This is a genomic window from Chromatocurvus halotolerans (assembly GCF_004340525.1).
Classification (GTDB): Bacteria; Pseudomonadota; Gammaproteobacteria; order Pseudomonadales; family Halieaceae; genus Chromatocurvus; species Chromatocurvus halotolerans.
In genome coordinates this window covers 192,134-205,591 of sequence record NZ_SLWX01000001.1, presented here as the reverse complement: position 1 = coordinate 205,591, position 13,458 = coordinate 192,134, and the positions used below count along the sequence as shown (strand labels likewise).

Annotated in this window: 12 protein-coding genes; 7 read left to right on the top strand and 5 right to left on the bottom strand. The window is 62.8% G+C overall.

What is annotated here, in order from left to right; all coding sequences use genetic code 11:
- Window positions 1–51: 51 nt before the first annotated feature.
- Window positions 52–423 (bottom strand): VOC family protein, encoded by a 372-nt coding sequence (locus EV688_RS00945; protein ID WP_117316454.1) that lies wholly within the window; start codon window positions 421–423, stop codon window positions 52–54.
- A 91-nt stretch (window positions 424–514) separates the two neighbouring features.
- Here EV688_RS00945 and EV688_RS00940 point away from each other — a divergent pair, with 91 nt between their 5' ends.
- Together EV688_RS00940 and EV688_RS00935 are read left to right on the top strand one after the other, a co-directional pair.
- A complete protein-coding gene (locus EV688_RS00940; protein WP_207895400.1) occupies window positions 515–1,846 on the top strand; it encodes an MgtC/SapB family protein in 1,332 nt (443 codons plus the stop codon).
- 55 nt (window positions 1,847–1,901) lie between these two features.
- Window positions 1,902–3,638, top strand: a complete 1,737-nt coding sequence (locus EV688_RS00935) for an SLC13 family permease (RefSeq protein WP_117316450.1) — start codon at window positions 1,902–1,904, stop codon at window positions 3,636–3,638.
- A gap of 7 nt (window positions 3,639–3,645) precedes the next feature.
- Here the strand turns inward: EV688_RS00935 and EV688_RS17330 are convergent, their stop codons facing one another.
- On the bottom strand, window positions 3,646–4,305 hold the full coding sequence (locus EV688_RS17330; protein ID WP_162883853.1) for a type II secretion system protein GspG: 660 nt from the start codon (window positions 4,303–4,305) through the stop codon (window positions 3,646–3,648).
- Window positions 4,306–4,495: 190 nt separating this feature from the next.
- Here EV688_RS17330 and EV688_RS00925 point away from each other — a divergent pair, with 190 nt between their 5' ends.
- The 4 genes from EV688_RS00925 to EV688_RS00910 all read left to right on the top strand — a co-directional run bounded on the left by EV688_RS00925 (window position 4,496) and on the right by EV688_RS00910 (window position 6,992).
- On the top strand, window positions 4,496–5,353 hold the full coding sequence (locus tag EV688_RS00925; protein ID WP_117316448.1) for a hypothetical protein: 858 nt from the start codon (window positions 4,496–4,498) through the stop codon (window positions 5,351–5,353).
- 98 nt (window positions 5,354–5,451) lie between these two features.
- Window positions 5,452–5,754, top strand: a complete 303-nt coding sequence (locus EV688_RS00920) for a hypothetical protein (protein ID WP_117316446.1) — start codon at window positions 5,452–5,454, stop codon at window positions 5,752–5,754.
- 205 nt (window positions 5,755–5,959) lie between these two features.
- Window positions 5,960–6,241, top strand: coding sequence for a hypothetical protein (locus EV688_RS00915; protein ID WP_117316445.1), 282 nt, complete (start codon window positions 5,960–5,962; stop codon window positions 6,239–6,241).
- The gene (locus EV688_RS00910) at window positions 6,210–6,992 is read left to right on the top strand and encodes a C39 family peptidase (RefSeq protein WP_131917522.1); all 783 of its coding nucleotides are present in this window, start codon (window positions 6,210–6,212) and stop codon (window positions 6,990–6,992) included. Before EV688_RS00915 ends, EV688_RS00910 begins: the two co-directional genes overlap by 32 nt.
- A 78-nt stretch (window positions 6,993–7,070) precedes the next feature.
- On the opposite strand, the gene EV688_RS00905 is transcribed toward EV688_RS00910, so the two are convergent.
- From EV688_RS00905 to mnmC, 3 genes are read right to left on the bottom strand one after another with little or no spacing between them, the layout of a single operon-like run.
- Complete coding sequence (locus EV688_RS00905) at window positions 7,071–10,022, bottom strand: insulinase family protein (RefSeq protein ID WP_117316441.1); 2,952 nt, start codon at window positions 10,020–10,022, stop codon at window positions 7,071–7,073.
- Window positions 10,023–10,052: 30 nt separating this feature from the next.
- On the bottom strand, window positions 10,053–10,856 hold the full coding sequence (locus EV688_RS00900; RefSeq protein ID WP_117316439.1) for a glutaminyl-peptide cyclotransferase: 804 nt from the start codon (window positions 10,854–10,856) through the stop codon (window positions 10,053–10,055).
- A complete protein-coding gene (gene mnmC, locus EV688_RS00895; protein ID WP_117316437.1) occupies window positions 10,853–12,874 on the bottom strand; it encodes a bifunctional tRNA (5-methylaminomethyl-2-thiouridine)(34)-methyltransferase MnmC2/FAD-dependent 5-carboxymethylaminomethyl-2-thiouridine(34) oxidoreductase MnmC1 in 2,022 nt (673 codons plus the stop codon). The genes EV688_RS00900 and mnmC overlap by 4 nt, the downstream gene beginning before the upstream one ends.
- An 89-nt stretch (window positions 12,875–12,963) precedes the next feature.
- Here mnmC and EV688_RS00890 point away from each other — a divergent pair, with 89 nt between their 5' ends.
- On the top strand, window positions 12,964–13,458 hold the full coding sequence (locus EV688_RS00890) for a hypothetical protein (RefSeq protein ID WP_117316435.1): 495 nt from the start codon (window positions 12,964–12,966) through the stop codon (window positions 13,456–13,458).

Here is a 13,458-nt window from a genome sequence, read left to right as displayed (position 1 = left end):
TTGTCAGCCACCGGCCGCAGGCAGACTCACGCTGCCGCCGGTGGCAGGCGCTCAACCGAAGTGGAAGAACGCGATCTTGTTGCCATCCGGATCACGCACGTAGGCACCGTAGAATACGTCGGGAATACGTTGGCCCGGCGCGCCATCATCGCTCGCTCCCAGTTCCAGCGCCTTGCGATGGAGCGCATCGACGTTTTCCTTGGATCCGGCAGTGATTGCCAGCATATTGCCATTGCCGGGGTTCGGCGCCTCTCCGTTGTAGGGAATGCAGACCGAGAGCATTGGCTCGCTCATGCTCTTGCCGATGAAGGCGATGCGGTCCATTTCCATCAGGACCTTTGCACCAAGGTCGGCGAGCACACCGCTGTAGAATGCCTTGGCCTTGTCCATGTCTGTAACGCCAACGGTGACGTATCCGATCATCTGCTGTCTCTCCTGGTATCTGCTGTGCGGGTTGTGTTCAACGACCGGAGTTGGCTCGTCGCGTTGTCGCAGCAGTCTAGCGCAAAGCGGGTTGGCGGTCTGTACGCACGTGCCGGTAAGCCCGTGGACAGCGCTGCCCCTGGAGGCGATGATGATGGCCATGGAATTTTTTCAGACAGAGAGCATGGGACTGGCCATTGCCCTGGTAATCGGCCTGTTGCTCGGTGCTGAACGCGGCTGGACTCACCGCGATATCCGGGAAGGCGGCCGAATGGCCGGCCTGCGGACATTCGGTGTCATTGGCCTGCTGGGCGGCGTTTGCGGACTCCTCGCCGCGCGCTTCGGCGGTACCGTGTTCGGACTGGCGTTTCTCGCGCTGGCGGTCATGTTGCTGGCGGCGCATTTTCTGGAAAGCCATGAGGACAGCGATCACGGCGTGACCAGTGTGGCGGCGGCATTGCTGGTTTTTGCGCTCGGCGGGCTGTCGGCGGCCGGCGATCCCGGGCTTGCCGCTGCGGCCGCCGTGGTGGCCGCGCTGCTCCTCAGCTACAAGACCCTCCTGCATGGTTGGCTGGGCCGCCTGCAGCGGGTTGAACTGCGCGCCGTTCTCAAACTGCTGCTGATTTCCGTAGTGGTGCTTCCGTTACTGCCCGACCGAGGTTACGGTCCGTGGCAGGCGCTGAATCCCCACGCTATCTGGTGGATGGTGGTGCTTATCGCCTCGATTTCCTCGGCCGGCTACTTTGCGGTGCAGATTGGCGGCCCCCGGCACGGTACGCTCTTTACCGGCATGTTTGGCGGGCTCGCATCATCCACTGCGGTAACGCTGCAGTTTGCGCGCGCGGGCCGGCGGGAGCCTGATACCGCAAAGCTGCTGGCAACGGCGATTCTCCTCGCCTGTGGCACCATGTTCCCGCGCATGCTGGTGGTGGCGTCGGTGCTGAATCCGGCGCTGCTGCAACCGCTTCTGCTTCCCGCTCTGGTGATGGCTGTGGTGGTCTATCTTCCAGCGCTCTGGTTCTGGCGGGAAACCCGTCGCGAGGCCGTGGCGATGGCATCACCCCTGAAAAATCCGTTCGAACTCGGTCCTGCGCTGGCGTTCGGCGCGCTGCTGGCGCTGGTCATGTTGCTGGGTGAAGCGCTGCGACATCTGTTTGGCGATGCCGGTCTGCTCGCCCTGGCCGCTGCCTCCGGCATTACCGATGTCGATGCCATCACCCTGTCGCTGTCACGCATGTCCCTGAAGGATGTCGCGCTGCCCGTTGCGGTTCTCGGTATCGTGACGGCCGCCGCGGCGAACACACTGACCAAAGCGGTTATGGCCGCCGTGATCGGCGGCAGGGCGGTCGGAGTTCGTGTTGCAGGCGTGCTTGTTGCGAGCGCGCTCTCCGGGCTTGCGGTGGCAATTCCGGCGCTGGCTTGAGTCCCGGGGCGGGCACCGCGTATGCTTTGCGCTCTTTCATCGGGTAGCCCGGACTATGCTGGAGCAGTTGCTGATTGCAGGAGTCTTCCTCTGCCTTTTCTCCGGGCTCATTTTCAGCAGCGTGTCTCCGGCCTGGCTGTTCACGCTGGCGATGAGCGTGTGTTACCTCGCCGGCCTCGTCAGCACCCAGGAACTGCTTGGCAAGGCGTCCAATACGGGGCTGGTCACTCTCATCCTCCTGCTGCTGGTATCAGTGGGACTCGAGAAGCTAAGCTGGCTTGAGCGGCTTTCCGCCGGTCTGGTCAATGCCTGGTATCGCCGCAGCCTGCTCAGGCTAGGCATTGTGACCGCCGTCTTCTCGGCCTTTGTCAACAATACGGCAGTGGTTGCGACGCTGGCGAACAGCGTGCGCACCAGTCGTTACCATTTGCCCTCCAAACTGCTCATGCCGCTATCGTTCGCGGCTATTCTCGGCGGCACAATGACCCTGATCGGCACGTCGACCAATCTTATTGTCAGCAGTTTCTACGAGGACGCCACAGGTGCGGGGCTCTCCTTCTTCGCGTTCCTGCCTGTTGGTGGCGCCGCCACGCTGGTCGGGCTGCTCGTGATGATTGTCTTCTCGCGCTGGCTGCCGGAAAACCCGACCGAGGAAGTTAACGTCAATGAATACCTGGTAGAAGCCGAGGTCAGTGAAGGTTCACCGCTGGTCGGGCGCAGCATCGCCGACAACGGGTTGAGGGATCTGGAGGCACTGTTCCTCGTGGAGATTGTGCGCGACGAGCACCTTGTCTCACCGGTGGCGCCCCAGGAGGTGATTGAAGCCGGCGACAAGCTGATTTTTTCCGGAGACATCAGCCAGGTCAGTCTGCTGGAGCGATTTTCCGGTCTCAGACTGTTTGCGACACAGGAGGGGCTGCTGCGCGGCAACCTTACCGAGGTGATTCTTCTGCCCGGCGCTACGGTCGAGGGCCGGACCATCAAGGAAAGTGGATTCCGCTCTCTGTTCGATGCTGCGGTTGTCGGCATGCGTCGGGGCGGCAAGCGCTTGTCTGGCAAACTCGGCGGCATAACGCTGCAGGCTGGCGACAGCCTGATGCTGGCTGTCGGCGCGGATTTCGCGACGCGGCGCAACGTGGACAAGAATTTCCTGGTCGTTGACCAGAGCGGCATCCGCAGTCGCACGAGCACCGCCCACGACATCGTTCTCAGCGTCGGCCTGCTCCTGGTGGTGGCACTCGGAGCGCTTGACATAGTGCCTCTGATCAAGGGCGTGGCGATTCTGCTGGTGGCCATGCTGGGCCTGGGGATTGTGCGCAGCGGTGAACTGGCGCGGCGCTTCCCGTTCAGTCTTTGGCTGATCATCGCCTCTGCATTGACCCTGTCCCAGGCGCTGTCCAATACCGGGCTGGTCAATGAGCTGGCAGAGCTGTTACACCGCGGCCTGGATGGGCAGGGGCCCTATGTTGCGCTGGTCGGGGTGTACCTGGGTACCCTGCTCATGACCGAGTTGATGACCAACAATGCCGCCGCTGCGCTGGTTTTTCCCATCGCCTACGGGCTGGCGCAAAGCTACGGAGTGGACCCGATGCCTTTCGCCATGGCGGTCGCATTCGGTGCCAGCGCGAGTTTTCTCACGCCGTATGGCTACACGACCAACCTGATGGTCCAGAACCTTGGCGGGTATACGCTGGCGCACTACTTTCGCTATGGATTCCCGCTGTCGGTTGCCTACAGTCTGACGGTGCTTTTTCTGCTGCCGCGGGTCTTTCCCTTCCTACCGGCCCACTAGTGGCCCGTCAGTCGGGTTTCTGCATGCTGGCAACTCGCTTCAGGAAGCCGAGATGCTCGCGCCGGATATCGGCATCCGGACCGCTGCCTCCCGGCTGATTGTCCGCGCCCAGCGTGTATAGCTCATAGGTGGCGCGTACGCGACCGCCGAGGCTGCGTTCGTAGTGATAAGGGCGACCCCAGGGATCAAGCGGTATGTTGTCGAGATAGTCTCCCTCGGGCGGAGTCAGTGCGTTCAGGCCAGCGGCATCAGCGGGCAGATCGCCGCGCGCGTTGATATGGGCTTCCAGGGCGTCGTGCAGCGCGCTCATGTCCCGGTAGATCTGCTGCAGCGTTGCGTTTTCAGCCGTCATCGGACCTATGCCAAGGCGCTCATGCAGTGCTTTTACCGGCGCTTTCGTGCAGTAGATGGCAACCTCGTCTTTGCCGGGCTGGTTGAACACGCGACCGTCATGGTAGATGAAGGGCCGCGTGCGCTGGGTGTAGCCCATCACGCTGCTCGCCGTGTAGTCGCCACAAACCACGCCACCCGGGTAGGTGCGTACATTGTCGTAGGTCACACCCCGCTTGTCCGGGAGCGTGCTGAGGAGTGAGTCCTGCGCCTGCTGCTGCAGATTGCTGCAACCGCCGAGAAAAGCGAGAGCGAAGAGTCGTGTCAGGAGTCGCATGTGGGTATCCGCCGTTGCCCGGGAAATGGTGTCTGGCGCAGTATAGCGCACGCATTTGCCGTATCAGAGAGCGTTTCTGAGCTACCGTTTGCCGGTGTTTTTGCCGATGCTGGAGATGTCACGGTAAAGGAGCCAGCACATGCGCGTCGAGCCTGGGTCTGAACGGCATTGCAGACAGTCGAAAGCTTTCGTGAAGCATTCGCTGCGTCGGGACCGTTCGCTGCCGTTGTGGATCGCGATGTGTCCGGTCGCGGCGCAGGCGCAGCTGCCATTGTCTATCGATGCCTTGTTGATGCCGCCTTCGACCTTCACCGTCTCGGTACAGACCCAGTGGCAGCAGCGCCGACAGCCGGTGCTTGCCCAGCGTGAGTCATCCTCGGGTGCGGCGCGGCTTTCAGTCGCGCACAGTCATGCCGGACAGGGTTTTACCGCTATCGGTGCCCGCTACGGGGTGGCGCCTCGCATGGAGCTGAATGCCCGACTGACACACCGACAGACTCGCTGGCGCGACCCGGGCGCTGCAGCACAGCGCGCGGAGGGCTATGCGGCCGATGTTGGTATAAGCTGGCTCGCCCTGCCGGAGCGTGGTGCACCGGCCGTGTTGCTGGATGCGCGAGCCGATCTGGTGTCCCGTCCGGCCCTGCCCGGTCTCGATTCGCAGTGGTTTGACGGCTTCGAGCTTGGCGTGACCGGCTATCGGTCGTTGGATCCCGTTGTCCTGTCTGTATCCGGCCGCTACCGCTATCAGCGTTTCCCCGAGAGCGTGGCGTTTGCAGCGCCTGCAGCGCACAGTCTGGTGCTCGCGCCGCAGGTAAACTTCGCGGTCAACGCCAATGTCACGCTGGTGGGCGGCTTCTCCATGCAGTACCGCGAGGTCGGCGAGGATCCTGTCGGCGTCGTCGAGCCCCGCATCGCCACGGCGTTACGCCTGGGCCTGGGTTACGCGGCTGGCCGTCACTCCACGTTTTTCCTCAACACCCACATATCCACATCCGGGTCAGATGGCGGCGCAGGATTTGACCTGGAGTGGCTATACCGGTTTCCGTGAGTGGGATCGACGCCCTGTGCTGTTCGATAACCGCAGGACGTGAGTCAGCGCGACAGCTGTCGCGTCTACATTCTTCAACAATGACAAGGAGCGTCATCATGAAAAAACTTGCAAAAGCCTCGCAGGTTGCAGTCCTTGCAGCCCTCGTGTCCGCGCCCGCGTTTGCCAGCGGCAATGCGGAAGAGCCGGTTGATCTCGGCAATGCCTTTGGCGGCGATATACCGGTTCTTGAGCGGCTCGATACGCAGGCCATGGAAGACACCCGAGGTCGTATGCCGTTGCTGGCGATTCCGCTGGCGATAGCCGGCGTGGATATCGGTCTGATGGGTCTTTACTGGGGGATCTATGTCCCCACCTATGGGGGGACGGGCAGCTGTACCGGCTGCTATCAGATCCGCTGAAAACGCCGTAGTTGAACGATAATGCCCGTTGCCTCATGGCGGTGGAACTTCTACGCTTGAGGTGACGGGCGCTTCGTTTGCCAGACCCTGCGAGATGGAAGGGCCACAGCAAGACACCTGATATGCCGTCGCAAACGAAGCTCTTAACACGAGGCTCAGAAAATGAGGCTCTGGAAACGAGGCTCTGCAAACGAGAGAAGCGCGCATGAAACATCCTGAGCTGCAGAAGAGGGAGTGGGAGACCACCTTCAACAGGCGAAGGGACCGCTACTGGTACCGGTGGATGGGCCTGTACACGCTGGCCTTGTTTGCCGTGCTGGTTCTGGTTTACGCCGCTCAGAGCAATTCTGCCGGCGCCATGGTGAGCGTGATTGCCAGTCTCTTCGTTATCGGCGTTGTGCTGACAGGGTGGTTCGCGCGGCAGCGGGCCCTGGAGGAGATGGAGAGCGCGCCCGGTGACGTCAGCGCCAGTACGCAGGCTGACTGAAATGGTGCCGCTGAGCACGTCCTGCTGCGCTGTCCGACTGGCAATGCCCCGGCGGCCATCGCTGCGGGCGGTGAGCTTGCTGGCCGGCGGGCTGATAGCTCTTAACTTTCTGGAGGGGCACAGCGCCACAGCCAATACAATCGACGGGTTCCGCGACTGGAAGGCGTTGCGCGATGCGGGTGTGGTGCGACAGGAGAGGGATTTCAGCTGTGGTCTGGCCGCGCTGGCGACACTGCTGACGCATTATTTCGATCAACCTGCCAGTGAGTCGGATCTGCTTGCGAGATTGGGACTTCCGGATGCCGATGTGCTCACGGCTACCCGCCCTGCGGGTGATAGTGCGCCGGCCGAGCGTGCGCGGCGACAGCGACTCCAGGAGCGGGGCGTTTCTCTGGCGCTGCTCGCGGCCTTGGCGCGCCAGTACGGGTTGCGCGCACAGGGGGTGAGCATTCGTCCCGAGGCGCTTTCGCGCCTGAGCGTTCCCGCCATTGCGTATATCGAGCCCGAGGGAGAGCCGCATTTCACGCTGATTCGGGGTGTCGACAGGCACGGCAATATTCAGGTCGCCGATCCATCCTGGGGTAACCGGCTGTTCTCCGCTGCCGACTTTGCGCGGGTATTTTCGCTCAACGGCAGCACGGCTGGGCGACTGCTTCTGGTAATGCCCGCTGGAGAGGCTGCGGTCCTAAGCGACTGGTTCGCTGTCGATCGCGCGCAACCACTGATTCAGCGCCCGCATCTGGGCCGGTAAGCGGCGTCAGACGAATGTGTCCCGAAACTCCGCAATCGGCACAGTCAGCGCGCCGCGCAGTTTCCGGCTGCAGCGGCGTTACAGCTCGCAGAGCGTCAGGTCCAGCTCCTGGCGCAGCGCGGCACTGGCATCGCGTTGCGCAGCGCCGGTGATCACGGCAATGCTTGCGCGCTCCGGTGCCAGGTAGGACTCCGCCACCCGACGCAGATCCTCCAGCGTGACAGCGAGAACACGCTGGCGGAACAGCATCCGCTGCGCGTGATCCCGACCAAAACGCCGGTTGTGAAAGTCCTGCTTGGCCTCGCCTGCTGGCGAGGCCGGTTTGTCCAGGCCGGAAATCACACCGAGAATCGCCTCCTCGACCGCTGAGGCGTCATGCTGCTCCTTGCGCAGCCAGACCACCGACTCGTCGAAGTCCGTGAGGGTCTCCGCCAGGCGCGGATCCCGGTAGGAAAAGAATCGGAAGGCCGCAACAATGGAATCCTGGCTGGCGCCACCGCCGTAGGCCCCGCCCTGCTCACGTATGGCGCGATGCAGGAAACCGTTGCGAAGGAAGGCGCCGAGGACGGTCAGCGCCGCGGCATCGGGATGTCCAACGGGCACGGTCGGGTAGGCTTTCGCGCAGAAGTTGACCTGGGTATTGGTGATCCAGCACTCGCCACGCCGATCGCGCAGGGCAGACATCGCCAGCGTCGTTTCCGGACCTTCCTGTCCGATACCGCTGAGCAACTTGCGAGCCTCCGCAACCATGTCGTCGGACGAGCCCGGTTCACCGATACTCAGCAGCTCCGGTCGGTTTCTGTTCAGCTTCGCGTGCAGCGCAGACAGTTGCCCGGCGAAGACCTCAAGCTCGCTGTCATTGCGCAGGCGCTCATCCAGTGCGCGCAGTTCACGGATGCCTTCGAGGCCCGAGGCGCGGTGCTGCTGTCGCGCCAGTGGGCTCATGCCAGCGCAGGCGGCAGCCATCGCCAGACTGTGACCATTGCCGGTGATGGACTGTTCGCGTCTTGCACGCTGCTGCGAGACCAGTTCACGCAGGCGAGGCAGCTCGTCAAAGGCCAACGTCTCGCGCGTATCACGCATGAGCGACAGCTGATCGCCGGTCTGGCGCCGAAGCGCCTTGCTCGACAGGACCAGGTTTGCCGCTATGTCCTGCTCATTGTCAACGCTGCCGCGCAGGGTCGCTGACAGGCGGATACTGCCGACACAGGCCGACTGACGGTGCTGGGTGTCCAGGTAGCTGTCGCCGCCGATCCCGAGCTCTGTCGCCATACCGGTGTAGTGGCCGAGAAGCTGCAGTTCTGCGTCATCCAGTGCCGGCAACGGCGCCACCAGCTGCTGATAGACCAGGCCGTTGGTTCCCTGTTCGTAAGTGGTAATGTCGAATTCGTCATGGCTGTGTTCGCGGTAGGTGATCCGCGGCAGCTCAGCGGGTACGTCGGCGAGTGTGACCTTCGGCAACAGGCTGGCATCTACGCTGTCCTGCTGACGTGCCTGCAGTGCGGCCGCACGCTCCACAATGGCCTGCCTGCCATCTTCATCGAGCCCGGCCTTGATGGCGGCCAGGCGCTGGCGCTCGCTGGCAGCCCGCTGCGCCGAGAGGGCCGGATCGGGCGACATCACCAGGGTTATCCGGTGGGGATTGTCGAGAAGAAGGCGCTGGGCGAGTCCGCGGATATAGCCTGGATCGCTGATCTTCTCGCGCAGCGACAGAATCACGGGCTCAAGGTCGAGCACCGGAATCGGGTCGGCATGGTGGGTAGCGCAGCCGAGTGCCTGCAGAATCAGGCTGAGCCCATAGGGGAAGCCGTCCCCACCCACTTCACGCTGATGCAGCTCCAGCTGGTGCAGCACGGCCTGCAGATGCGCTTCGGAAACACCGTCACGGGCCACCCGGCCAATCACGTCGAGAACCAGCGTCTCCAGTGCCTCGGCCCTGTCGGCTTCGCTACCCTCGATACCACAGGAGAAGACCATTTCCCGCATGGAGTCTTCCAGGCCGCAAAGCGGTGAGGGAGCAGCGCCGAGTGTGGTGGTTTCCAGGGCGTGCTGCAGCGGTGAGGCACTGTTTTCGAGGAGCACGGAGGTCAACAGCTGGGCTTCCAGCAGCTGCTCCAGGTCGGTGCTTTCGCCAAGCATCCAGCCCACTACAATGTGGGTTTTCCCGGCGCAGGAACTGTCCTCATCGAAGGCGTAGCTGCTGTGAATGCGCTGCGGTGCGCTCAGTCGCTGCTCCGGGCTTACCGCTATGCGTGCGTCGCTGCGAGTAAAATGCTGCAGCGCCCGGTCCTCGAATACCGCCTGGTGCTCAATGGCAGGGATATCGCCGAAGGTCATGAAGATGGCGTTCGAGGGATGATAGTGACTGCGGTAGAAGGCTTTCAGCTGCTCATAGCTGAGGTCGGGTATGCGCGCCGGGTCGCCGCCGGAGTTGTAGTGGTAGGTGCTGGTGGGAAAAAGATGTTCGCACAGAGTTTGCCAGAGGGTGGCGCTGACCGAACTCATCGCGCCTTTCATCTCGTTGTACACCACGCCCTTGAACACCAGCTCGCTCTCGGCATTGCCCGGCTCGGCAAACTCAACGCGGTGACCCTCCTGGGCAAAATCCAGCGGGTCCAGTGTGGAAAAGAACACAGCGTCGAGGTAGACATCCAGAAGGTTATCGAAGTCCTTGCGATTCTGGCTGGCAAAGGGATAGGCCGTCCAGTCGGCGCTGGTAAAGGCGTTCATGAAGGTGTTCAGGGAACGCCGCAGCATCATGAAAAATGGATCGCGGACGGGGTAGCGCTGGCTGCCGCAAAGCGCGGTGTGCTCGAGAATGTGCGCGACCCCGGTGGAATCTTCCGGCACCGTGCGCAGTGCGACAAGAAAGACGTTCTCGTTATGGTCGCTGGCAAGGTGATAGTGCTGCGCACCGGTTTCGCGGTGCTCGAAGTGCTGCACGCGCAGGTTCAGGGCATCAATCGCCACATCCTGCAGTTGCCGGAAGCTGGCGTGAACGGCGGGGGGGGGCGTGTGGGCGATAGTCATGGCAGTCCTGTCAGCAGTGAAAAGTGCATTCTAACGCGACTCGCGCACAGTTGCGCCCTTCCGGGCGTCATCGCAGCCCCGGGCGCTGCCCGATGCTACCGTCCCGATGCGGTAGAGAAAGGGCCAGTGCTTGCCGGTTACCCAGAGCGCGTCGTTGTCCTTGTCGTAGGCGATGCCGTTGAGAACATCCGTGTCAGGTCGTCGGGCGCTGGCCGGCAGCAGCCCCGCAAGGTCTAGGCGGCTCTCCACTGTGCCAGAGTCCGGGTCGATGATGACGACGTCGTCGGTCTGCCAGACATTGGCCCAGATACGACCGTTTATCCACTCCAGTTCATTGAGACGGGTTTGCGGTCTGCCATGTCGCGTTACGGTCACGCTTTTCTTGACGTCGAGGGTTTGCGCATCGAGAAACCGCAGGGTAGCCGTTCCGTCGCTGTAAATCAGCTGCTCGCCGTTGTTCGTGAGGCCCCAGCCCTCTCCTGCCAGGCTGAAGCGTCCGAGAAGCCGGAGATCACCCGCGCGATACACCAGGCCGAGCCGGGAGCGCCAGGTGAGCTGGTAGATACGGTCGTCGAGCTGGGTCACGCCCTCGCCGAACAGGCGCGGGTGAAGCGCCTGCTCATCGATCAGGACCATGCTGTCAAAGTCATAGCGCCGCAGTCGGGACTTACCATAATTGCCGGTGCCGACCAGCAGAACGCCATCGACAATTTCCAGCCCCTGGACAAAGTTCTCCCGGGGGTGCTCGCGCTGTTCCAGAACGCAGAAACCGATTTCATCGACGGCCAGAACCGGCATGGCGAGAAAAACCAGGATTGCAAGAATGCGTCTCATGACTGCCGACCCTGCCTGATAATATCGCGAATGATAAACCGTCCCGGCGCCAGGGCGCGCGACAGCTGGCGGTTGACCGGGGCTGGCTCCCGGCAGGCCTGACTGGCGATCAGTTCGGCCGCCAGGGGCGTTGTGGTGAGGCCACGGGATCCGTGCGCGGTATTCACGAAGAGCCCGGGGTGATAGTTCCCGGTTTGCGGAATCACGCGGCGCGCATTCTCCGCGAGGGCCGCGTAACGCTGAACCCAGTCCTTCGGGTCCGGTACGGCTCCGACCATGGGCAGATAATCCGGCGACGCGCAGCGCAGCTCCGCGCGACCCTCCAGTGCGGCAATATCGACAGCACCCAGTGCCTGCTCCCAGTCTGGTACGGCCTCGGCAAGCCGGTTGAGGTTGTAGCGATGATCATCCCGGCGCAGGCTCACGTCGGGGTCGCCGGGATCAAAGGTCGCGCCCAGGCAGTGTTCGCCACTGCGGGCCGGAGCGAGGTAGCCTGAGTGGCAGAAGGCAGCCCGGGGTGTTTCCGGTAGACATGAGGCGGGCAGGGTGCTTGTCTGCCCGCGCACTGAGCGCAGGGGAAGCCAGTCCAGCTGCGGGAAGGCATTGCTCTGGACACCTGCGGCGATGACGACAATGGCAGCGCGGTGGCTGTTGCCGTGCGCCGATGAGGCGACCCAGTGTCCGTCCCTGCGTTCGAGGGAGATACCGCCACAGGCGTCAACCAGCGAGATGCGTTCGTGCTGAATTGCCGCAGCGCAGACCGCGCGGGGATCAAGCCATCCCGAGGCGGGCAGCCAGAGTCCGCCGCGGGCTGGGGAGAAGCCGCAGCGTTCGGCCGCGCTTTCAGCACTGATGATCCCGGCCAGCCCGGGCACTTCACGCAACGCCGCCTGGATGCGGGTGAATTGTCCCCGTTCGGTCTCCATCTGGAAGCAGCCGCACAGGTCACCATCGTGCCCCTGACGCAGCGACCCCTCATCGAACATGCCGGCGTACAGACGCAGGGCGTAAAGATAGCTGAGAACAGAAAGATCTGTGAGTGCGGAATGGCGATGAGACAGGCGTGTGTAGATAACGCCCTGGGGATTGCCGGAGCCGCGACAGGCGAGTGTGTCGCGCTCCATCAGGGTGACCGGAATATCGCGCCGGGCAAAGGCTGCGGCGGTCATGCAGCCCGCGAGCCCGCCGCCGATCACGATGACCGACGATGTGTCGGGCACTCGCGGACCGTACCTGTCCCAGGGGGTCACAGTATCTGCTATCGGTGTCACTGCTGAGACCAGCGTACCCTGCAGACTTTCGCGCTTGCGGCCGAATCCGCGCCGCTTGTGCATGGCGAAGCCGGCGGCTTCAAGGCCGCGGCGAACGTCACCGGCGGCGGTAAAGGTGGATACCGTGGCGCCCGGGCGGCTCGCGCAACTCAGCGACTGCCACAGCTCGGCGTCCCACATGCGGGCATTGCCCGAGGGCGCGAAGCCGTCGAGGTACCACGCGTCCATAGCCCCGAGGCCGCTCCCGGCGAGATCGGCCAGCGCGTCCCCGGCATCTTCCCAGCACAGATCGAGCGTGACCCGGCCGCCATCGAAAAGGCAGCGGTGCTGTCCCGGAACAGGCAGGGGGTAAAGTGCCATCAGCTGCGTTGCCAGGTCCGCAAGTTCCGGCCAGGCTGCCAATGCCTTGCGCAGATCACTGCAACCCAGTGGATGGCGTTCGCAGCTCCAGTAATGCAGCCGCATCCCGGTGCCTGCGGCGCGCTCGCGAAACAGCAGCCATGTCAGCAGAAAGTTCAGTCCGCTGCCGAAGCCCAGTTCACCGACCCGGAACACCGCACTTCGCTGCAGATCCAGGCGCTCGGCTATCCGGTTACCCTCGAGAAAAACGTAGCGGCTCTCCGCCAGTCCATCCTCGGTCGAGTAGTATATGTCGCCATACATGCGCGAGCGAGGAGCGCCCGCGGCGGTCCACTCGATGTCGGCCTCTTCACAGGGTGCCCAGAGTCTGTTGTCCCGATTGATCACACAATTCCTCTGTTAACAGGGAGCAAGGCCGCTGGTTTTCGCATCAGCCAGCGTTTAGACTGCCGCCTCGAACCCGGAGAGAGGCAGCGATGGAAGCGACCTATACCCGATCCATCCCACAGGACAAGTTTCTGACGCTGTCGGTGAATCTGCTGAGCAGGGCCTTCCTGGAAGCCAGCCGCACCGACGCCAAAAACCTGTATCGGCAGCTCAATGAGGGGGCGCGCGTCGCGTTGACCCGAATCGAGATGGAAGACAAGTCGCAGGTGCGTTTTGATGTTCGTCTCGATAACTCGGAGTTCCAGGGCCGACTGAATTATGGCAGTTTTCGCGCCAGCCTGACGACCCTGATTGCCAATCTTGTCGAGGTTCTCAAGGAGAAGAAAAAGGTCAAGGTCTTCCATGCGGAGCATGACAGGAATGTCATGATTTTCGGGGTTACAGCGCCCACGATTGAAGATGGCAGGACCAACGTGATGGTGCTTGGTGCGGATGCCAGTGACGGCCAGCCGGCTGTCATGCTGCAGCTGATGTACCTCAATCCCGACCAGTTTATTCCTCGCGACAATACCGCGACGCGCTAG

What these genes read in the sequence shown, in the direction of transcription:
- EV688_RS00945 (WP_117316454.1), bottom strand. Translation starts at nt 423, where the DNA reads ATGATCGGATACGTCACCGTTGGCGTTACAGACATGGACAAGGCCAAG.
- EV688_RS17330 (WP_162883853.1), bottom strand. Translation starts at nt 4,305, where the DNA reads ATGCGACTCCTGACACGACTCTTCGCTCTCGCTTTTCTCGGCGGTTGC.
- EV688_RS00890 (WP_117316435.1), top strand. Translation starts at nt 12,964, where the DNA reads ATGGAAGCGACCTATACCCGATCCATCCCACAGGACAAGTTTCTGACG.
- EV688_RS00905 (WP_117316441.1), bottom strand. Translation starts at nt 10,022, where the DNA reads ATGACTATCGCCCACACGCCCCCCCCCGCCGTTCACGCCAGCTTCCGG.
- EV688_RS00920 (WP_117316446.1), top strand. Translation starts at nt 5,452, where the DNA reads ATGAAAAAACTTGCAAAAGCCTCGCAGGTTGCAGTCCTTGCAGCCCTC.
- EV688_RS00915 (WP_117316445.1), top strand. Translation starts at nt 5,960, where the DNA reads ATGAAACATCCTGAGCTGCAGAAGAGGGAGTGGGAGACCACCTTCAAC.
- EV688_RS00935 (WP_117316450.1), top strand. Translation starts at nt 1,902, where the DNA reads ATGCTGGAGCAGTTGCTGATTGCAGGAGTCTTCCTCTGCCTTTTCTCC.
- EV688_RS00900 (WP_117316439.1), bottom strand. Translation starts at nt 10,856, where the DNA reads ATGAGACGCATTCTTGCAATCCTGGTTTTTCTCGCCATGCCGGTTCTG.